The organism is Virgibacillus sp. W0181 (assembly GCF_051846915.1).
In the GTDB taxonomy this organism is placed as follows: Bacteria; Bacillota; Bacilli; order Bacillales; family Amphibacillaceae; genus JBPYCR01.
Genome location: NZ_JBPYCR010000011.1, coordinates 24,068 through 42,939, shown reverse-complemented (window position 1 = coordinate 42,939; position 18,872 = coordinate 24,068). Strand labels below are relative to the sequence as shown.

The following is an 18,872-nucleotide window of genomic DNA, read 5'->3' as shown; positions in this document are numbered from 1 at the left end:
AATCATAACGCTAGTGAAGCGGAAAAGCAAATAACGATAAGATGAAAATCATTCAGCCCAAAGCTTTGGATAATTAAAATGGTTGTAACGAAAGAAAACTGTTTGTATACTTGTAAGTAATTAGATAAATTTAGAAACTTAAAGGAGGAGCATAAGTGTCAATTTCAATATCAATTACCGATGATGCTCGTCACCAAATAGAAGAAATGATGGAAGATGAACCGAAACATACGCGGCTCCGCTTTGGAATAAAGGGTGGAGGATGCAGCGGACTTTCTTATTCATTAGGTTTTGAATATGATGTTAATGAGGAATTGGATATAATTGATGAGATAAACGGGGTACCAGTTGTTATGTTTAAACAAGATATGCCTATAGTTGAAAATACCGTTATCGACTTTAAACAAAATATGATGGGCGGGGGTTTCAGCATAAATAACCCGAATGCGATCGTATCGTGCGGTTGTGGATCATCATTCAGAGCAAAAGATACAGAAGGTACACCGGAAAAATGTTAATACAAATACAAAGACCAGAACGCTACTAGACGTGTTCTGGTTTTTTATTTATAAGGATTTATAAAGTCTAGCATTTCCTAATTACGCCTTGAATATCCCATCTTCCCACCTTGAAACAACACTTATACCAAGCTTCAGTTTGATAAAGAACAGTAAAATCGAAAAAGAAATCGCGATGCGACTCGTTCACAATTGCGATAAAAGGATAAGTTTCGCGGAAAAATTTTAAAGTTTTGGTAGTGTCAATCGCCATTGTTGAGCATAAGGGTTACTACAGCGCGCAAATAATTAAATATTAAAACAAATCGCACGGTATTTTACAACAAAACATATCGTGTGATTTTTTATTGTCCATCAAAGCTTATTTGCTTTATTATATAAAATTCACATATCAAATGTTCAGTCTATCCTTGCAGGAGGAAATATGTAATGTATTGTGTTTACCAAAACATTTTGTAGATAAGTGAACTTAAACTTAAGCGCAGGATTATGATGGAGCATGCATAATCCTTTATTCCGCAATCGGGCAATTTAATGGAATAATCTAAAGTTATATGCAACGTTTATAAGCCATCTTAAATAAGGTGGCTATTTTCGCGTCAAAATGTAGCTTATATATTAAATTATGCAACATATAAATTGACTTATGTAATTTATATGTTACAATATTACTGAAAGGAGGTGTTTGAGACATTGAAAAATAATTTAAAGGTCGCTCGTGTACAAGTCGACTTAACCCAGCAACAATTAGCTGAAAAAGTAGGTGTTACTCGTCAAACAATTAGTTTGATTGAAAAGGGGAAATATAACCCGACTTTAAGGCTTTGTTTGAATATTTGTTATGCAGTGAATAAAACGCTGGATGAAATCTTTTGGTTAAACAAGGAGGGGCAAGATAAATGAAATTGCAAAGAATTAGTGACGAACGTCTAGCAATAAAAAATTTAAAAAACATACGTATTGCCTATGCTCTTCAAACACTTGGGATGCTGGCTATATTAGGATATAACCTTATTACTAATGGGATAGATGGGATTAAAGAAAGTCCGTTGTGGATTGTATTTATAGCTTCAACAGTTATATTAGCGTTTTTGTCATTGACCACCGATGAACGACTTATATCAAAAAATCTTCAAAAGATACGGATAGCATATGCTGTTCAAATAATTGGCATCGTGGGTATATTGGGATTTGATTTTATTGCTGATGGTATGAATGGAGTGAAGCAAAATCCATTGTGGATTGTATTTATATTATCCACGGTTGTGTTGGCATTCTTATCAATGAACACGAGTGTAGATTACGAAGATGATAAAGTTTCTGCAAAAAAAGGTTTAACATTTTCAACCATAGCTGTTACGTTAATCAGTATCGTCATAGGCGCACTCACCTCGTTTAGTGATGGATTTAATGCAATTAACGGTGTACTGATAGGATTAATCTTTTTGGTATGTGGTTTAATTCCATTCATTTTTCTTTTTGCTGTAAGAAATAGGCAAGGGAAGGAGTCATAAAATAATGTATTTGCCGCAATCGGGCGCGCGCGACAAGTTCCACTATAAACGCTTTATAGCGTGAAAAGTTGAGGATTTTTAATTCTAACTTTACAATCGAGGATGGGAATGACGGAACCATGTTTCCTAAAACCATCCCGTCAATACTCCTGCGTGCGTCGTGACTGACAGGTCACGGGGTATGAAGTACAGGTACATTCGGCAGAACGAAGGCTAAAGCCACTCCTTTGTAGAAGGTATGCCAACGAATATGCCGCACGGCTGAAAAACTGGGTATGGTGAGAATGGCTTCAAAGATATAGAGCTGACGAATAACCGAATATACAGGTCTAAAGATTGAACATAGGGAAACTTATGTGTCATCCTACGATGACGTGAGTGGTGTGCAGTAAAAATGCGCCCTATGAAACACGCTATACCGGACAAAGGCGGTATCCAGCTCACAGGCTTCCAGGGGACACCTAAGTTCAGTACGGATAGCTAGGTTGTAAGGGACTTAGAAAGCAAGGAACGTTGAGACAAGGACTGTCATCCAAAACGTTTACCATAAGGCTTATGCCAAAAGGTATTCATCCTTGTGAGGGTAGGGGCATGACTGATGAATTTCCTGTGATGGGAATGGAGGAACAGCCCCAAGTCTAATGAAATGAAAAGTTATTTTCCACACGTGCATTGCACCGGCCGGGTAGGAACTTGGGAACATCATTCCAATAGGAGGGGTGCCACAGTGCAAGCTTTGCGATATTGGGATTACTACGATATGACGGAAACGTTTACGGATTTGTATGATAAAAGCGCGAAGCAACAAGTTTTTTCACATCTTTACGATATTATCACATCCAGAGAAAATATCTTGCTCGCCTATCGTACTATCAAATCCAATAAAGGGTCTAAGACACCCGGAACGGATAGAAGAACGATAAACGATATGAAAAAATGGTCTGAAGAAAAACTATTGATGGAAATCCGAAATCAGCTTAAAAACTATTGTCCGAAAAAGGTTAGACGAAAATGGATTGAAAAAGATAATGGCAAGTGGAGACCCCTTGGCATCCCTTGTATGTTGGATAGAATTATTCAACAATGTTTTAAACAAGTACTTGAACCAATTGCGGAAGCCCAGTTTTATAACCATAGTTATGGTTTTAGACCACTACGGTCGGCGCATCATGCCATGGCAAGAATTCAATTTTTAATCAATCAAGCCCTATTTCACTTTGTGGTCGATATTGATATAAAGGGTTTCTTTGAATTGCGCGTACTGGCATTAAAACGAATAAAAATCGGAAAATTAAAGAAGAGGCAAAGAAACTAATTCGAAGAATTAGAAATTCACCCTCGGCTATGAATGCGTTGCTTTTCAATAATTTTGTCTTAGGAATTCATCAATATTTCAAAAGGGCTACCAAGGTTAATCTTGAGTTTTCACGTCTTGCCTATGACTTAGGTGCGTTCATCTACAATCGTCTTGGACTAGTAGGTAAATATGGTCTTCCAGCTAATCCGCCACCAGCTTCTTCGTATCCTGCATAAAGGGATACACAAATTAATTCATGCCACTAATAAAAAGATGATTGATAGACTTATACAAGTGTTTCAGCTTACTGGAGACATGATAAATAAAATCAATCGTTTCCGAAGGAAATGTGAGCTTGAAACGATTTAAAAAGCCCAAACATGAAGTAACGAGGAACTTATAATTTAGTATATTTTATTAGATGGAACGCGGAGTGCGGGAAAACCTGCACGCTCCGTGTGGAGCAGGGGAAAAGCTGGAGATAACTTCAAATGCTTACCTATTGCAAACAATTATGCAATACAAAACAGCTTTAAAATTAGAAATTAGGATGTGTACATTCCTATCATTCGTGGTATAATATATGTAGAATGTTCATAAAGTAATAAAGACCGCCCATGCTGAAACATGGAACGGTCACGATAGACTGAACCCCAACAAGAGGGGAACGGTAGCTAAGGAAAATAACCTCTCACGTACCTGCTAAAGCGCATGAGAGGTTATTTTTTATGGTTTTTATCAGAAACGATAAACGCCACTAACATCCCAAAGGATATCATGAGCGTTAGCGCACTAACAATGTCCATAGGCAATCACCTCCCTCCCAGGAAGTATCCTAACGATACGAATGGAAGATCTACAGTGCCGCCAAACCCCTCATACGAAGCCAGTCTACTGTAATCATTGTATCATAAATAAACTGTATAAAGGCGGGCTTATACAAATTAATGCATCTTTATTAATTGTGCGGAATTCTTTAATAAAGATTAACAACCACCTTGCATACATCGGTCATTTAATGGAAGATGCTTTTGTGATTAAGGAGGGACTAAAAATGGCGGGAATTATCTTTTCATTATTAATAATTCTTGTAGTTATATTGATAATCTATAAGTTTTTTTCTGGAAAAGGTTCATCTGACAATAGTTATATACCATATGACCATATTACTGGGCAAAGTAGTTTAAAGTTTAAGGAGGGCGACAAACAAGAGGACGATTAGGATTCCAACGACTTTCAATTGGGGTGATTTTATTGGCTACCTTTATTTGTCTAATTTATGGTTTACGTCGGTTGTTGAACTTAAAAAGTTCAACTCCAGAGAAGTGAATTGTGAGATATTACACTTAAACAAACCGGCGCTTAAAAAAATAAAGGTGGGATGAAATATGTTTGATGCTGGTTGGCTTAACATCGGCAGTTTAGTACTTGGATTAGTAGCTTGGATAATTCCTATTGTTAGTATTTTGGGAGATAAAAAACAGAAGAATAAGAAGTGGATTGCTCTTGCCATTATCATCAGTTTCAGCGCTTGCGCTATCGCAATATGTTTCCAATTTTTTTATAACCTTTACTTGGTAAACATTGAAGACTGGTCTGCTCTGGGGGATACAATGCGCGGTGTAGCTGTTGCTTCAACGGTACTTGTCATTATAACCATTTTATTAAATGCACTTACGTTGTTTTTATATCGGAATAGGAGCGCATTATAAAACAATCAGGTGCAAGAGTGCGCCTGCTGTCTTAGACTATTTTTCTGGGTTGGTTAAATAGTAATAGGGGGTGCTATTCATTCAAAAATGTCAAAACTGTAATGCGCAATTTAGCTGGAGCAAAATCTATAAATCGTTTTTGTGGACTTATAAACCTATTAAATGTAGCGAATGTGGCACGATACATAAGATAACAATTCCCGGCAGGATTATTTTCGTCTCTTTGACTATTGTACCAATGCTAATCTTTGCCAATTTCCTTTCACCTTTTAGTAATCTTATTGCAACACTTACAATAGGAATACTAATTTTAATTATTGGTTCTTTGTTGACTCCATTTTTTGTAACTTATAAAAAATCGTTTTGAAATAATGTACTTCTATTAACGAGCACAAGAATGGAATAGGAATTGCGTCCACTTTTGCTTTCTACGGCTAGTTAGTGAAAATTTTACGTACGGTGTGGAATGGGGAAAAACTGGCGACAACTTCAAAGGCTTACCTATCATTATAATAAAAATTAAATTGGAATCGGACCAAATTATTCAAATTATTGAATAGGAGCTTCAGGTTAAATTTATAAAATAAAATATCTTTTTACTGTTATTATGAAGATGACAGTGTTATAGTTTTATTAACCGATGGTCAATAGAAGGAGTTAGAAAATGTGTCCCCGTAAAACAACCTCTCAAGAGCTGACAAGAGAAAGGATCTTAGAGAAATCACGAACCCAATTTGTTGAAAAGGGTTTTCAGCAAATTTCCATGCGCAGCATTGCAAAGGAACTGGGCTGTAGTCATGGAGCAATATATTACCATTTTAAAAATAAAGCAGAACTGTTTTATGCAATTGTAGAAGAAGATTTTTCTAAACTAAATAATCGATTAGAAGAAACCATTCAAGGACCTGAAAATGATTCTACAAAACTTTATAATATACTTATTAACTTTATTGAATTTGGGTTAAACAATCAAAGTCAGTATGAAATCATGTTTATGGTAAGAAATACAGAAGTAGACAGTCTCTCCCAAGTAGCAGCCAATCACAGTTATCGAATTTTTGCTCAAACAATACAATCTTTGTCAAAGAAAAAATTGGAGATTATTAACGTTTGGTCCGCATTTTTAGCATTGCATGGCTTTGTTTCTCATTATCGTGGATATGTTGATAATTTTGACGAAGCGAGGTTAGCAGCCGAATCACACGTGAATTTTATAATTAAAGGATTAAATGAATAGCGCAACTCCAAATTAGAACAGATTTAGAGCTTGCATATTTTTTTAATTATAATTGACCAGTGGTCAAACATGAAGGAGAAGATGTTAGTAATGAAGAAAGCATTGGTATTAGGTGCAACAGGTGGAATAGGTTATGCATTGGTTCGTGAGTTGGTTGAACGAGGTGTGGAAGTAGTTGCCTTTTCAAGGGGTAAGGAAAAGTTGTATGCTCTCTATCAGAATGAATCAAAGGTATACATTTTTTCAGGAGATGCATTAGTGGAAAAGGATGTACTTGAGGCAGCCGATGGTGTAGATGTAATCTTTCATGCAGTTAGTTTTCCTTATCAGGAGTGGAAGGATAAGCACCCTTTATGCATAGAGATAATAGTCCGAGCTGCCGAAATACAACGAACAAAAATTGCGCTTGTTGATAATATTTATGCTTATGGAAAGCAATCCAAAATAGAAGTAACTGAAGATACAAAGAAGGAGCCACATACAAAAAAGGGAAAGATCCGTCTCGCAATGGAAAATAAATTAAAGAGAAGTAATGTCCCTTGGTTGATTGTGCATATGCCAGATCTATACGGTCCAAATGCAGAAAATACACTACTTCATGAAACACTAAAAAACGTGGTTCTAAATAAATCTGCAAATTTCGTTGGTAACATCAGGGTGGCTCGAGAGTTTATTTTTACATTGGATGGCGCAAAGGCGATGGTAAAATTAGCTTCACTAGAGGATACTTATAATCAAAATTGGAATATTCCATCTGCACATCCAATAACAGGTCAAGAAATTATTGAGATATTACGTAATGAATTAGGATATAAAAAATCAATCAGTTCTGTATCAAAAACAATGATTCGATTTATTGGAATTTTCCAACCGTTCATGAGAGAGATGGTAGAGATGATGTACTTGACAGAGGACCCTGTAATTTTGAGTGGTAAGAAGTACGAAGCGAAAATAGGACCTGTACAGCAAACACCGTATAAAGAAGGTATTAAGAATACTTTAAATTGGATGAAAGAGAAGATATAGTGGAATTCCACATTTAATGCAAGGGACATAATTTTTATCCAACTTAAAACAATCAGGCTCAATCCTCGCATAAAAAATCTATTTTGAAATCGGACCATTTCGTGGAGTAGGGCTATGTTGAAACAATGAGCAGGTTTGTTTAGGCTCGCAATATTTTTTGAAGTATCTTTGTTTACTCAAAGATGCTTTTTTATGTCATTATATCAATATTAATATGTTGTTAATGAATAATTGTTTATTGTATAACGATATATATGTGTGTTAATATTATACTAATGATAAATAAGTGAGGTGCTTTTAGTGCAACGAGGAACAACACTCTTGTTAAAAATAGTCATTTATCTTATTGCCGTTATGGTATTTACCTTATTTATATTTTGGTTGCCGAGCTTGGCGAATGATACGGCAGAGATGTTTCCGGAATTTTCCTATTTACAATTTCCCGTTTTAATTGGTTTGTATGTAATAGGGATACCGTTTTACTTTGCATTGTATAAGGCTTTGAAACTTATAACCCTCATTGATAACAACAATGCCTTCTCGGACCTGCCTGTAAATGCACTAAAAAAAATAAAATACTGTGCAATAACAATTAGTATCTTATATGCATTAGGAGCTACATTCTTATTGACACAAAACGCTTTACATCCTGGAATAGCAATTATCGTATTAACAATTATTTTTAGTTCTGTTGTTATTGCAGTCTTCGCTATGGTTCTTCAAAAGTTGTTGAAAAGTGCTTTAGATATAAAATCGGAAAATGATTTAACGGTCTGAGGTGAAAACAGTGGCAATTATAATCAATATTGATGTGATGTTGGCAAAAAGAAAAATGAGTGTAACAGAATTATCCGAAGAGGTTGGAATCACAATGGCTAACATATCTATTTTAAAAAATGGAAAGATAAAAAACTAATGATTGTTAAGCCTCCAACGGGAATAGAAAAAATTTTATTGTTTTTAAATTCAACGATAGCTGTGATTGCACTCCCTACACTAAGCACCAACCATATAGGCACAAACCATGCATCCGCAACGTTCGCCGGTAGTAAAGTGTAACCGCCAGTCAAGAAAAACACCCATTGAAAAATCAATAGTCCTACTACTGCATAAGAAATCTTATAGGGGCGTTTTCCCTTCCCACTGTTTTTAATGAACATAATTGTCGGCACAACAAACATTGTAAGTACAACAGCACCTACAATTACTAAAAATATTAATGAAATTGTTATGATCATCACTTCCTTTCAATATACATAACAAATACTGGCTTTCATTTCATCCGCCGATCTTGACTGTCTAATCCCTTCGATATTCAAGAATATCCCCCGGCTGACAATCCAGTGCCTGGCAAATCGATTCTAAAGTAGATAATCGAATCGCTTTTGCTAGTGTCCTTGCTTACGGAATAGGAGAAATGTAAGTATCATTTGCTTCGGGAAATTATCAGTCGATCGCTGTAGGCGCATAAGGTTTGTGCCTCAAATTACGCCATTTTGCTTAATAAAGTTATCGATTTATATTTGGTGAGTAATAAGGGAGTAATTATGAAAATAGCAAATTTAGGATTGTCATTACAGCTTATTTACGTATTGTTTTACTTATTACAAATTAGAACATTGATCTTACAGCATTTTGGTATTTATGCTGTTGCATACACTGAATTAACTTTAAGTATTATTAGTTTAACTTTGGGTATAGTCGCTTTAATTCTTAAGGTTTGGTCAAAACGAACAATATTTGTAATTATTTTTGGCTTATTATCGTGCCTATGGTTTATCGTAATTTATTTATTACCTGAAGGAAATATTCCACCCGCAATCCCTTGGTTTTATTCAAATTAAGGCAGATTAAAAAGCAATTGAATTTTGAAAAGGTTATTATAAACATTACTTAAAAAAGCGCGAGGAAGGTATAAAAAGTCCATATGAAGTAATGTACTAAGATTAGCGGGGATAAGTAATCGTAAAAAGGGCCAGGAGAAATTATTTCTCTTAGCCCTTTTAGTGAGATCATACATTGGATTAAGCTGTGAACCTTGGTGTTATTGTGCGGCTTATCGTTATGCACTTCCACAAGTAGCCCCGTTATTCCGTAGTCCGGGTACTATTTTTCAAAGGGATACTTGATGGAAAGATAAACGGATTGCGTATGAAGCGTAATTATACATGCACATCCTTATTAAAACATACTTGTCGAATGTTTTGGCTGTCTGCGAGCAGATGGATCAATGTATTGAATAGCATTGTTAATCGCTGTTGGACCTTCACCAAAACCGGTTGCAATTAGTTTAACTTTCCCCGGATACGTGTTGATATCTCCGGCCGCATAAATACCTGGAATGTTTGTTTCCATTTTGGAGTTTACAACGATACTATTTCTTTCAATGTCTAGTCCCCAATTTTTAATCGGTCCTAATTTAGAAATAAATCCGTAATTGCATAAAATGGAATCTGGTTGCAGTTCAACTTGATTATCTCCTCGGGTTTCCTGCAATGTGACATGTTCAATTTTTCCATTTCCATCCATTTCAACCGGAATATACGGTGTTAAAATTTCCACATCTGAAGCGAACAATTGATTCAAGCTATGCTCGTGTGCTCTAAATTCATTACGCCTATGCACTAATGTAACCTTTTTTGCAATCGGTTCAAGCATTAAGGCCCAATCAACTGCCGAATCACCGCCACCCAATAAAAGGACATGCTGATCTTTAAAGTGATCCATATTTTTTACGTAATAATGAAGGTTAATGCCTTCAAATTGAGCGCAGCTGTCTATGTTTAACCGGCGTGGCTGAAAAGCGCCGTTTCCGGCAGTTATAATAATTGTTTTTGTGTAGTGCATTTCACCGTTAGACGCCCGTATTTTAAAAGACTCATCATCCAGCCGTTCGACTTCTTCAATGGATTGTCCCAAAATAATCGTTGGATCAAATGTTTTTAATTGCTCTCCTAAATTATCGACCAGTTCCTGTGCACGTATTTTAGGAAATCCAGCAACATCATATATATATTTTTCTGGATAAAGAGCAGTTAGCTGTCCGCCAATATGTGGTAAACTTTCAATGATTTTTACACTTGCTTGGCGCATACCTCCATAAAAAGCGGTAAAAAGCCCAGCGGGACCGGCTCCTATAATTGTAATGTCGTATATTTTATCTGTCATGTTATTACCCCCAATTCATGAAAAAAGGAACACTATTCCTATAGTATCATAAATGATTGCTCAACGTGTAACGATGCATTTCACCCGAGGCAATTCCCAATGGGTGTAGTTAAAAATCACTTTATATGCTTGTATTTGCTACATAAAAGTACTACTATTAATAACGAAACATTTCATATACATTACAAATAGATGTTTTTTTATTACAATGTTGAAGAAGTACAGCTTAATTCAGGCAAAGAGTATATAGGCATAAAAAAATACAGCTTTATAAACGGTCTGATTTTACCTAATAGATTAATAATAAAGATATGAAAGTGAGGATGGGAATGAATAAGCCTAATATTGTAATCTTAGGCGCGGGATACGGCGGTATTATGACTACTGTTAAATTACAGAGGCTACTCCATACAGATGACGCTAACATTACATTGATAAATAAACATGATTACCATTACCAGTCAGCCTGGTTGCATGAAAGTGCGGCAGGGACGGTTCACCATGATCATATGAGGATATTAATTAAAGATATTATCCAGGAAAATCGCGTTCGATTCCTGCAGGATACGGTATGTGGAATCGATCCAGATAAAAAAAGGGTAAAGTTAAGCGATAGGGAAGTGGGATATGACATCCTTGTAATAGGATTAGGGTTTGAACCGGCTACATCTGGTATTGAGGGATTGAAGGAACATTCGTTTACAATTAATAGTATAAACAGCGCTCGATTAGTAAGGGAACATATTGAATATAATTTTGCATTGTATAATAATGAACAAAGAAAAACACAAGCACGCCTAAACATTGTCGTAGGTGGAGGTAATCTTACAGGAATAGAAATTTTGGGTGAGCTTGCTAATCGTGTACCTGAACTTTGCAAAGAGTACGATGTTGATAAAGCAATGGTTCGTGTTATTAATATTGAAAAAGCACCAACTATTTTGCCCGGATTTGATTCGCAACTGGTTGAGTATGCAATGAATTCGTTGGAAGGACGCGGTGTAGAATTTGTAACTGGAGCCTTACTCAAAGAATGCCACAAAGATAAGGTTGTATATGAAAAAGATGGAATAGAAACAGAAATTCCGACGATGACTACGATATGGGTGGCAGGTGCTCGGGGAAATCGAATTGTCGAGCAGTCCGGTTTTAAAACAGATGAAGGAAAAGTTAAAGTAAGAAACGATATGCTTACCCCAGATTATGAGGATGTCTTCGTAGTCGGTGATTGTGCGCTCGTTATGAATGAACAAACAAATCAGCCTTGCACGCCAACCGCACAACTTGCTATTCAGGAAGCAGAGCTCGTTGCTCGTAATATAAGAGCATTGATTGATCGAAATGAACTTGCATTGTTTGAACCAAACCTACGCGGTACAGTTGCTTCTTTAGGTGTAGATGATGCAGTAGGTGTTATCTTGAATGACCATAAATTGTTCGGATGGAAAGCGATGGTAATGAAAAAGATTATTGAAAATCGTTATTTATATAAAATAGGCGGATTGAGATTAATGATGCGAAAAGGTAAGTTTAATATCTTCACGTAATTATTTTTGCTTTTTACCGGTTTTACGATATGATTGGAAACGGAAGGGGTTTAGCCATTGGTTCAGTTGATTGTTTCCATACTTTTATATTTTGTTATATTTTTTGGTATTTCATTTATTTTAAATATGCTAATCCGCCGTACGTGGGTCATGGCAATTATTTATCCAATTATTGTTGTTTTGATTGTGGATGGGATATCCACGATAGAATATATTACCAATCCAGTTGATTCTTTTGCAACTGCCGGTTCCCGACTTGTAAGCTTAACAGTTGTTGATATTATTATTTTGGCTTCTGGGTTTGCAGGGACAATTGTCTCGGGATTTGTAATTAAATTTCTACGTAAAAGTGGGTATCAAATGTTTTAATTGTGCGTTTCTTGGTATAAAAAGTTATAAAATATGAATAAACTTGTGTTCTATTGGAAAAGATGACATCCAAAGAGGTGTTATTTATGAATAGATTCAAGTTTATTCGCAGGTTTACCATGACGCTGCTATTTTTTGGGGCCTTTTATGTAACTGTTTCTTCAGTTTCCAACATTAACTTTACCGATATTCACCAATGGGCTCAAGCCGAATCAAAGCTCGCATCTGCTGAGATCGATAATCAGGGGCAATATCGGTCTGTTCAGTTGGAAGAAAAAAAGTTGAATCATAGGATGGAAACGAAGCAATATATTTCTAGTGAACAAATAGAAGGACCGAAAACGTTGGAGGAAGCAGTGAATTTTGAGCAATATCCGAGCGAAACTGTAGTTGCAACGGGTTACACAGCAGGCGTGGAATCAACGGGGAAGACACCAGATCACCCGCAATATGGAATAACATTTTCCGGAGTGAAAGTTAAACGTGATTTATACTCCACGATTGCAGCCGATTTGTCGATTTATCCGTTGGGAACGATTTTGTATATTCCTGATTATGGTTATGGTGTCGTTGCAGACAAAGGTGGAGCAATAAAAGGCAACAAAATCGATTTATACTATCCAACGACTGAAGAAGTTTATTCCGAGTGGGGCAAGAAAGAAGTGGAAGTATATGTCGTTAGAAGCGGAAATGGTGAAATAACAGAAGATGATCTCGCTTTATTAAATGAAAATAAAGCATTGCAAGTATTCAGAGATAAAATTAGAGCAGAATAAAGTGAAACTTCATTCAGTGGGGGTTTCCTTTCCTCCCCCACTGAATGTTAGTTGAACAGAATCAGGGATTTACGGGCTGTTTATCCCCCACCTTCACGTTTAACTTTTTTCACGTATAGAGGTGGGGGTATTACAGCCCGTTAATGCGTGATAAACGAAAAACCCCTTATCCATTTAAGCAATCTCAAATGGACAAGGGGGTTTTTTAGATATGGTAAAGCAGAAATGCGATACCCACACCGGATAATCCACCAAAGAGTACTTCAATCGGTTGGTGGCCGAGTAATTCCTTTAACTCTTTTCTTTTTTCATACTCTGCTTTTTTATTCCAGTCTTTCGCTTCTTCTATGAAATATTGAAAATCTTTCATCAGCTGATTTAATAAAATCGCTTGTTCGCCTGCCTGTCTGCGTACACCCGTTGCATCAAACATAATAATGATGCTAAATACAAATGAAATTGCAAATGAAGTGGAAGCCACTCCGTCTAAAATTCCAACCCCGGTTGTTAAAGCTGCAACCGCTGCGGAATGGCTGCTTGGCATCCCGCCAGTACTAAAAACAAGTCCCGGTACAAATTCTTTTGTAAGAATGAGCCTGATTGGCACTTTTATGACTTGAGCAAAAACGATTGCGGTAATTGCGGCTAACAAAGGGAAATTTAAAAGCAAATGTATCAAAGGGCATCATCCTTTCTGCCGAGATGAGGCAAAAATCGTCCCGAATATTAGGGTTGAATAGCTGTTTCAAGGGCAATTTCCATCATCTCATGAAACGTTGTTTGTCGTTCTTCCGCTGAAGTGGCTTCACCAGTCACCGCATGGTCGGAAACGGTTAAAATGGACAATGCTTTACAATTGTATTTTGCTGCTAATGTGTATAATGCTGTTGTTTCCATTTCCACTGCCAATACATTATATTTGGCCAGCAGGTCATTCACTTGCTCTCCATTATCCCGGTAAAATGTGTCACTTGTGAAAACATTGCCGACCTGTATGTCCTTCCCTTTGTTCATCCCAATTTCATAAGCGGTTTTTAACAGCTTGAAATCAGCAAGCGGGGCATAATCTATACCGGAAAAGATCATGCGATTTACCTGGGAATCCGTTGTGGCGCCTTGGGCTAAAATGACATCGCGGATATTGACTTCTTTTTTCAGTGCACCACATGTACCAACCCGGATTAATTTATTTACATTATAGCTTTGGATTAATTCATTTACATAAATAGAAATTGATGGAACGCCCATCCCACTACCTTGTACAGATATACGTTCTCCTTTATAGGTCCCGGTAAACCCATACATTCCTCGAACATCGTTATATTGTTCAACTGATTCTAAATAATTTTCGGCGATATACTTAGCGCGCAATGGATCACCCGGAAGCAAAATCGTTTCGGCAATAGCACCTTGTTCGGCACCAATATGTATACTCATATTACGTCCTCCATCTCAAATGAGTTTTTTATAAAATTTTACTGTAAAAATGTTTTTCGAGATCTGTTAGTTTTGTCAACGCAGCTTGATTATATGCAGTATCGGATGTCTTCAGATCTTGCTTTAATTTCGCTATTGCTTTTTTAAGCGAATCATTGTAATTCGGGATTTCTCCGTCATACGGTTTAACTCTTCGTTTTCCCGCATTCATTTTTTCGGAGAAGGCTAAAGCTTTTCGCTCATGGAAAGCAACACCGTTCACGCTTCCGGGATTGTGCAGATCTCCTTGTTTGGGATGGTTTAAAACAGCAAGTACTTCAACAAGGTAAGCGTTTCGGCGATCTTCCATAACTTTTCCGATGTATTCCCCGGAATTGTAACCCGCTCGTACGATATCTCCAATATTTATATTCGACACTTCCCTTTAACCTCCTTTTTTATCTCTTCTATCTATTGTGTCAAAAAAAGAACAAATTGGCGAATAATACCTTGTTCTATTTTTTAAATAGGGATAATTTGCTATAATCAGTGATGAAGGAAGTGATTATTATGATGGAATTTTTATATTTTCCGGAAGATAAATCCGATTATATTCCAGCTTTTATTATGCTTGTCATATTTATGATTGGCGCAATCGCAGCAATGTATCTGGTTTATAAAAAATCAAAAAAAGAAGAGCAGCTATTTGATGAAAAATATGATGATAAAAATTTTAATCAAATGATAGATAATGATAAATCAAAGGATTAAATGTCCCGCCCCCCTCATGAGGGGCTTTTTGTTTGGCTCTGAAAGTTGAAATAAATAAACTGAAACAACACGCTTACGAGGCTGAACTTATTTTAATAATTAATGATAAAGAAATTGCGAGGTTTGACCTGGAAACCTTTGTGGTCGAGCCGGATAAATAGATAAGTGAATGACGTTTATGCACAGCTGTTTTGGTGGATACTAAAAAGTATAAACATCCATTTAACAAACCTAAAGGAGCAACATATATGCGTTTTCTTTATCTCTTTATTCTTGTATTTGCTTTATCCGCCTGTCAGACGAATGCAAAAACGGTAAAAACAATAAACATGTATAATACGGGCGGAGATATGGTCGGGACAGCGAAATTGTCTGAAACGACCGGGGGTGTGAATATCAAATTGAAACTCGAAGGATTAAATCCTGGTTTCCATGGTATTCATGTGCATGAGTATCCAAAATGTGAAGGTCCCGATTATAAAAGCGCAGGCAACCATCTGAATCCGGATGGGAAAGAACATGGCTTAATGCATCCGGAAGGGGCTCATTTAGGTGATCTTCCGAATATTGAAGCAGATGCCGGTGGTCTTGTTGAAGGTGATTTGATGTTGGCGGAAGCTACTCTTCTTGATGGAAAAAAGTCATTGTTAAAGGGAGAAGGTACTTCATTAATTATTACAGAAAAGCAAGATGATGGAGTTAGTCAGCCAGGCGGGGATTCGGGGGAACGAATTATTTGTGGGGAAATTGCAGCGAGTGCTGAAGTAGAGGAAGAGCCGAGTGATCCGACCGATTTCAATGAAGAACAGGAAGAAGCATAAAAAAGCCTGGATTAGCCAGGCTTTTTGGAATTTTGCAGTCGGGTAATTTTATACTTCAAGACCGCGGTGGAAAAGACGCGATTTTTTCTATATAGGATTTACTCACATACGTACTTTTTGGGTGAAAGTTTCTTACGGATAAGTACACTAAGATTTTCTTGGTTCAATCTGTTCGACTGCATGAATAATTCGGTTAACTCCATCTTCTAGTGTTTTACGCGGACAAGCGATGTTAATTCGCATAAAGGATGCGCCGTTTTCCCCGTAAGCAATCCCAGGGTTTAGACCTACCTTGGCTTTTTCAATCATAAATTTTTGTAACTCCTCATTATTCATACCTAACGAACTGCAATCAATCCATAGCAGGTAAGTTCCTTCAGAACGAATTACTTTTAACGTTGTGTTTGCTTCCAGCTGTTCGGTTACAAAATTTTTATGTGTCGCCAACAGTTTCATTAACTTTTCGAGCCATGGTAGACCTTGTTTATACGCTGCTTCCATTGCTACAACACCAATCGTGTTTAGCATGCTGTACCCTTGTCGAGCCAGTGCTTCATTAATGATTGCTCGTTTCTGTTCATTACTTGTAATAATGTAGGATGCTTTCAATCCCGCTAAGTTAAACGTTTTTGTCGGCGACATGCAAGTAATCGTATTGTCAGCAATTTTCTCGCTCAAAGACGCAATTGGAATATGATTATACTCCGGATAAATTAAATCGGCATGGATTTCATCCGCTAAAATAAGGACGTCATATTTCAAGCATAGCCTTGCCATTTCGTTTAATTCATCTTTAGTCCAGACCCGACCGACAGGGTTATGAGGCGAACATAGGATAAACGCTTTTACTCCTTGTTTTAATTTATTTTCAAAGTCTGCAAAGTCAATCCGATAGTAGTTTTCTTCTAAGGTGAGTGGGCTTTCTACAACTTGACGATTACCGCCTTTAATAATTTGAAAAAAAGGCGTATAAACGGGTGTTTGAAGCAGGACTTTATCACCTGGTTCCGTGAAATTTTGAATGGCGACATGTAAACTGGTAATGACGCCTGGACTAAAAGAAAGCCATTCATCATTAATGGGCCAATTATGGTTATTAGAAATCCAGTCAATAATGGAGTCCTTCACAGGTTGATCAATTATGGTATATCCATATATGCCATGTTCTGCGCGTTGTTTGATCGCTTCATTTACTGCCTCCGGTGCTTTGAAATCCATGTCGGCAACCCACATAGGCAGCACATCATTCGATTTGAAAATGGTATCAATCGCATCCCATTTAAATGATTTTGTCATTTTTCGATTGTATACATCATGAAATAAATTCATTGAATTCTCCTTTTATAGTCCTTATATGAATATTATAACGAATATACAACAAATGTACATGGATGGCAGTTTGTCTATTAAAAGTGTGAGAGGGTCATAGCAAATAAACATAAAAAAAGAGCAAAGCGATTAATCGCTTTGCTTACAGGGGGAATACGAGAAAGTCTTACGATATTTAGTATACCCTCGTAATTAAATATTAAACATCAATTATCACTTTTTTATTTGATTTTGTATAACTGAAACACCAATATATATTTCCGCAGTATGATTATTTATTCAGTGACTATTGAATTAATTTTCTAAGAGATAATCCTTTGCTCAATCTGTTTGAATCAGATTTAAATACGACTCGTATAATTCCTTTTTCTTTGTAAAGAATATTATACACTGGTGAATATAGTTTTTGCCGGTGAATTATGCAGATGTTCAAATCCTAAATTCTGATTTTGGATTTGTTGACGTTTGTATAGGTAGACTAATGAAAAAGGAGGTTGGATAGAATGAGTGGATTGCAACGAGCTGCGTTGGCAATTATGATTATAGGTGCAATAAATTGGGGCTTGATTGGTTTATTTCAATACGATTTAGTTGCGGCAATCTTTGGCCAGGGTAGCCAGGCAGCAGGTTTTGCGCGGGTTATTTATACATTGGTCGGAATTAGCGGTTTAATTAGTTTATCCTTACTATTTAGACCGGATCGGGATTTTATCAGCAATAAGGAACAAGAACCAAGAACAGATATTTAATTTAGGTTCCTGAAAAATGCACACGTTAATCGGATGAGTGACTTCACTTGAGCAAACATCAAATCATTCGTCAAAAGAAAAAATCAAAAAAGCTTTCTCCGCACTTAACGGAGAAAGCTTTCGTTTCGTTAACCATGGAATTAGGGTTAATTTTTGTATATATTTTCACGTTCGGTGGATTGTTCAATCCATTCTTCCAATTTATTTTTCAACGTATTAAAACCTGTATCTTCCTGTGGTTGTTCCTGTTTCATTGGCGCTTTCTTTGATTTAGGTTGTTTATCCGGTTGTTCTTCTGTTGCACGAATGGAAAGCGATAATTTATTATTCGCTTCATCAATTTTTACAATTTTTACGTCTACTTCATCACCAACGCTTAAATGATCGTTAATATCTTTTACAAAACCATGTGTAATCTCGGAAATATGAACGAGTCCTTGTATTTCATCGCTGATGGCAACAAAAGCACCGTAAGACTGAATTCCAGTTACTTTTCCAGTTGTCACTTGACCTACTTCAAGGTTGTTTATCATTGTTGAACAGCTCCTATATTTAGTTTAAGCAATTTAAACAGATTCATTTATAGTAGCATAGATAACGAAGTCAATCAAAAAACTGTTAA

The 18,872-nt window shown here is 36.5% G+C and carries 25 protein-coding genes and 2 pseudogenes; 19 read left to right on the top strand and 8 right to left on the bottom strand.

The annotated features are described in order from the left end of the window. Positions 1 to 161: 161 nt before the first annotated feature. The 11 genes and pseudogenes from ACLIBG_RS06870 to ACLIBG_RS06820 form a co-directional block, all read left to right on the top strand. On the top strand, positions 162 to 518 hold the full coding sequence (locus tag ACLIBG_RS06870; protein WP_439312061.1) for a HesB/IscA family protein: 357 nt from the start codon (positions 162 to 164) through the stop codon (positions 516 to 518). Positions 519 to 1,211: 693 nt separating this feature from the next. After that, positions 1,212 to 1,421: a helix-turn-helix transcriptional regulator gene (locus ACLIBG_RS06865; protein ID WP_439312014.1), complete on the top strand. Its 210-nt coding sequence runs from the start codon at positions 1,212 to 1,214 to the stop codon at positions 1,419 to 1,421. Further along, a complete protein-coding gene (locus ACLIBG_RS06860; RefSeq protein ID WP_439312013.1) occupies positions 1,418 to 2,032 on the top strand; it encodes a hypothetical protein in 615 nt (204 codons plus the stop codon). Before ACLIBG_RS06865 ends, ACLIBG_RS06860 begins: the two co-directional genes overlap by 4 nt. 727 nt (positions 2,033 to 2,759) lie before the next feature. Next, the gene (locus ACLIBG_RS06855; protein ID WP_439312012.1) at positions 2,760 to 3,347 is read left to right on the top strand and encodes a reverse transcriptase domain-containing protein; all 588 of its coding nucleotides are present in this window, start codon (positions 2,760 to 2,762) and stop codon (positions 3,345 to 3,347) included. 1,036 nt (positions 3,348 to 4,383) lie between these two features. Beyond that, positions 4,384 to 4,551 carry a DUF3951 domain-containing protein gene (locus ACLIBG_RS06850; protein WP_439312011.1) on the top strand — a complete coding sequence of 56 codons (168 nt, stop codon included), beginning with the start codon at positions 4,384 to 4,386 and terminating at the stop codon, positions 4,549 to 4,551. Between the two features lie 166 nt (positions 4,552 to 4,717). Continuing rightward, a complete protein-coding gene (locus ACLIBG_RS06845) occupies positions 4,718 to 5,041 on the top strand; it encodes a hypothetical protein (protein WP_439312010.1) in 324 nt (107 codons plus the stop codon). 70 nt (positions 5,042 to 5,111) lie between these two features. Continuing rightward, entirely contained in the window at positions 5,112 to 5,408 is a 297-nt protein-coding gene (locus ACLIBG_RS06840; RefSeq protein ID WP_439312009.1) for a TIGR04104 family putative zinc finger protein, read from the top strand. Between the two features lie 297 nt (positions 5,409 to 5,705). Then, positions 5,706 to 6,278, top strand: a complete 573-nt coding sequence (locus ACLIBG_RS06835) for a TetR/AcrR family transcriptional regulator (RefSeq protein WP_439312008.1) — start codon at positions 5,706 to 5,708, stop codon at positions 6,276 to 6,278. A gap of 90 nt (positions 6,279 to 6,368) precedes the next feature. Beyond that, positions 6,369 to 7,304, top strand: a complete 936-nt coding sequence (locus tag ACLIBG_RS06830; RefSeq protein ID WP_439312007.1) for an SDR family NAD(P)-dependent oxidoreductase — start codon at positions 6,369 to 6,371, stop codon at positions 7,302 to 7,304. Positions 7,305 to 7,604: 300 nt separating this feature from the next. Further along, positions 7,605 to 8,081, top strand: coding sequence for a DUF2975 domain-containing protein (locus tag ACLIBG_RS06825; RefSeq protein WP_439312006.1), 477 nt, complete (start codon positions 7,605 to 7,607; stop codon positions 8,079 to 8,081). Positions 8,082 to 8,091: 10 nt separating this feature from the next. Continuing rightward, positions 8,092 to 8,214 (top strand): annotated as a pseudogene (locus ACLIBG_RS06820) (helix-turn-helix domain-containing protein); the annotation flags it as partial. Here the strand turns inward: ACLIBG_RS06820 and ACLIBG_RS06815 are convergent. Together ACLIBG_RS06815 and ACLIBG_RS06810 are read right to left on the bottom strand one after the other, a co-directional pair. Then, on the bottom strand, positions 8,189 to 8,542 hold the full coding sequence (locus ACLIBG_RS06815) for a hypothetical protein (protein WP_439312005.1): 354 nt from the start codon (positions 8,540 to 8,542) through the stop codon (positions 8,189 to 8,191). The pseudogene ACLIBG_RS06820 and the gene ACLIBG_RS06815 sit on opposite strands and share 26 nt — an antisense overlap. A gap of 61 nt (positions 8,543 to 8,603) precedes the next feature. Continuing rightward, a pseudogene (locus tag ACLIBG_RS06810) lies at positions 8,604 to 8,693 on the bottom strand (helix-turn-helix domain-containing protein); the annotation flags it as partial. 158 nt (positions 8,694 to 8,851) lie between these two features. On the opposite strand from ACLIBG_RS06810, the gene ACLIBG_RS06805 reads away from it, so the two are divergent. Next, entirely contained in the window at positions 8,852 to 9,148 is a 297-nt protein-coding gene (locus ACLIBG_RS06805) for a hypothetical protein (protein ID WP_439312004.1), read from the top strand. Between the two features lie 337 nt (positions 9,149 to 9,485). On the opposite strand, the gene ACLIBG_RS06800 is transcribed toward ACLIBG_RS06805, so the two are convergent. Further along, a complete protein-coding gene (locus ACLIBG_RS06800) occupies positions 9,486 to 10,472 on the bottom strand; it encodes an NAD(P)/FAD-dependent oxidoreductase (protein WP_439312003.1) in 987 nt (328 codons plus the stop codon). 329 nt (positions 10,473 to 10,801) lie between these two features. On the opposite strand from ACLIBG_RS06800, the gene ACLIBG_RS06795 reads away from it, so the two are divergent. The 3 genes from ACLIBG_RS06795 (at position 10,802) to ACLIBG_RS06785 (ending at position 13,164) form a co-directional block, all read left to right on the top strand. Then, positions 10,802 to 12,019 carry an NAD(P)/FAD-dependent oxidoreductase gene (locus tag ACLIBG_RS06795; protein ID WP_439312002.1) on the top strand — a complete coding sequence of 406 codons (1,218 nt, stop codon included), beginning with the start codon at positions 10,802 to 10,804 and terminating at the stop codon, positions 12,017 to 12,019. 57 nt (positions 12,020 to 12,076) lie between these two features. Continuing rightward, positions 12,077 to 12,388 (top strand): YuiB family protein, encoded by a 312-nt coding sequence (locus ACLIBG_RS06790; protein WP_439312001.1) that lies wholly within the window; start codon positions 12,077 to 12,079, stop codon positions 12,386 to 12,388. Between the two features lie 86 nt (positions 12,389 to 12,474). After that, positions 12,475 to 13,164 (top strand): 3D domain-containing protein, encoded by a 690-nt coding sequence (locus tag ACLIBG_RS06785; RefSeq protein WP_439312000.1) that lies wholly within the window; start codon positions 12,475 to 12,477, stop codon positions 13,162 to 13,164. 205 nt (positions 13,165 to 13,369) lie between these two features. Here ACLIBG_RS06785 and ACLIBG_RS06780 read toward each other — a convergent pair whose 3' ends face one another. The 3 genes from ACLIBG_RS06780 to ACLIBG_RS06770 are packed head-to-tail and all read right to left on the bottom strand — an operon-like array spanning position 13,370 to position 15,019. Then, positions 13,370 to 13,840 carry a divergent PAP2 family protein gene (locus ACLIBG_RS06780; RefSeq protein ID WP_439312060.1) on the bottom strand — a complete coding sequence of 157 codons (471 nt, stop codon included), beginning with the start codon at positions 13,838 to 13,840 and terminating at the stop codon, positions 13,370 to 13,372. Positions 13,841 to 13,890: 50 nt separating this feature from the next. Next, positions 13,891 to 14,601 (bottom strand): purine-nucleoside phosphorylase, encoded by a 711-nt coding sequence (gene deoD / locus ACLIBG_RS06775; protein ID WP_439311999.1) that lies wholly within the window; start codon positions 14,599 to 14,601, stop codon positions 13,891 to 13,893. A 28-nt stretch (positions 14,602 to 14,629) separates the two neighbouring features. Continuing rightward, complete coding sequence (locus ACLIBG_RS06770; protein WP_439311998.1) at positions 14,630 to 15,019, bottom strand: kinase-associated lipoprotein B; 390 nt, start codon at positions 15,017 to 15,019, stop codon at positions 14,630 to 14,632. Between the two features lie 131 nt (positions 15,020 to 15,150). Here ACLIBG_RS06770 and ACLIBG_RS06765 point away from each other — a divergent pair, with 131 nt between their 5' ends. From ACLIBG_RS06765 to ACLIBG_RS06755, 3 genes are all read left to right on the top strand, one after another. Beyond that, on the top strand, positions 15,151 to 15,351 hold the full coding sequence (locus ACLIBG_RS06765) for a hypothetical protein (RefSeq protein ID WP_439311997.1): 201 nt from the start codon (positions 15,151 to 15,153) through the stop codon (positions 15,349 to 15,351). A 32-nt stretch (positions 15,352 to 15,383) separates the two neighbouring features. Further along, entirely contained in the window at positions 15,384 to 15,512 is a 129-nt protein-coding gene (locus tag ACLIBG_RS06760; protein WP_439311996.1) for a hypothetical protein, read from the top strand. Between the two features lie 87 nt (positions 15,513 to 15,599). After that, complete coding sequence (locus tag ACLIBG_RS06755; protein WP_439311995.1) at positions 15,600 to 16,172, top strand: superoxide dismutase family protein; 573 nt, start codon at positions 15,600 to 15,602, stop codon at positions 16,170 to 16,172. Positions 16,173 to 16,319: 147 nt separating this feature from the next. Here ACLIBG_RS06755 and ACLIBG_RS06750 read toward each other — a convergent pair whose 3' ends face one another. Then, positions 16,320 to 17,501: a MalY/PatB family protein gene (locus tag ACLIBG_RS06750; RefSeq protein WP_439311994.1), complete on the bottom strand. Its 1,182-nt coding sequence runs from the start codon at positions 17,499 to 17,501 to the stop codon at positions 16,320 to 16,322. A gap of 503 nt (positions 17,502 to 18,004) precedes the next feature. On the opposite strand from ACLIBG_RS06750, the gene ACLIBG_RS06745 reads away from it, so the two are divergent. Then, complete coding sequence (locus ACLIBG_RS06745; RefSeq protein WP_439311993.1) at positions 18,005 to 18,250, top strand: DUF378 domain-containing protein; 246 nt, start codon at positions 18,005 to 18,007, stop codon at positions 18,248 to 18,250. A gap of 146 nt (positions 18,251 to 18,396) precedes the next feature. Here ACLIBG_RS06745 and yugI read toward each other — a convergent pair whose 3' ends face one another. Continuing rightward, on the bottom strand, positions 18,397 to 18,783 hold the full coding sequence (yugI, locus tag ACLIBG_RS06740; protein ID WP_439311992.1) for a S1 domain-containing post-transcriptional regulator GSP13: 387 nt from the start codon (positions 18,781 to 18,783) through the stop codon (positions 18,397 to 18,399). Positions 18,784 to 18,872 lie beyond the last annotated feature (89 nt).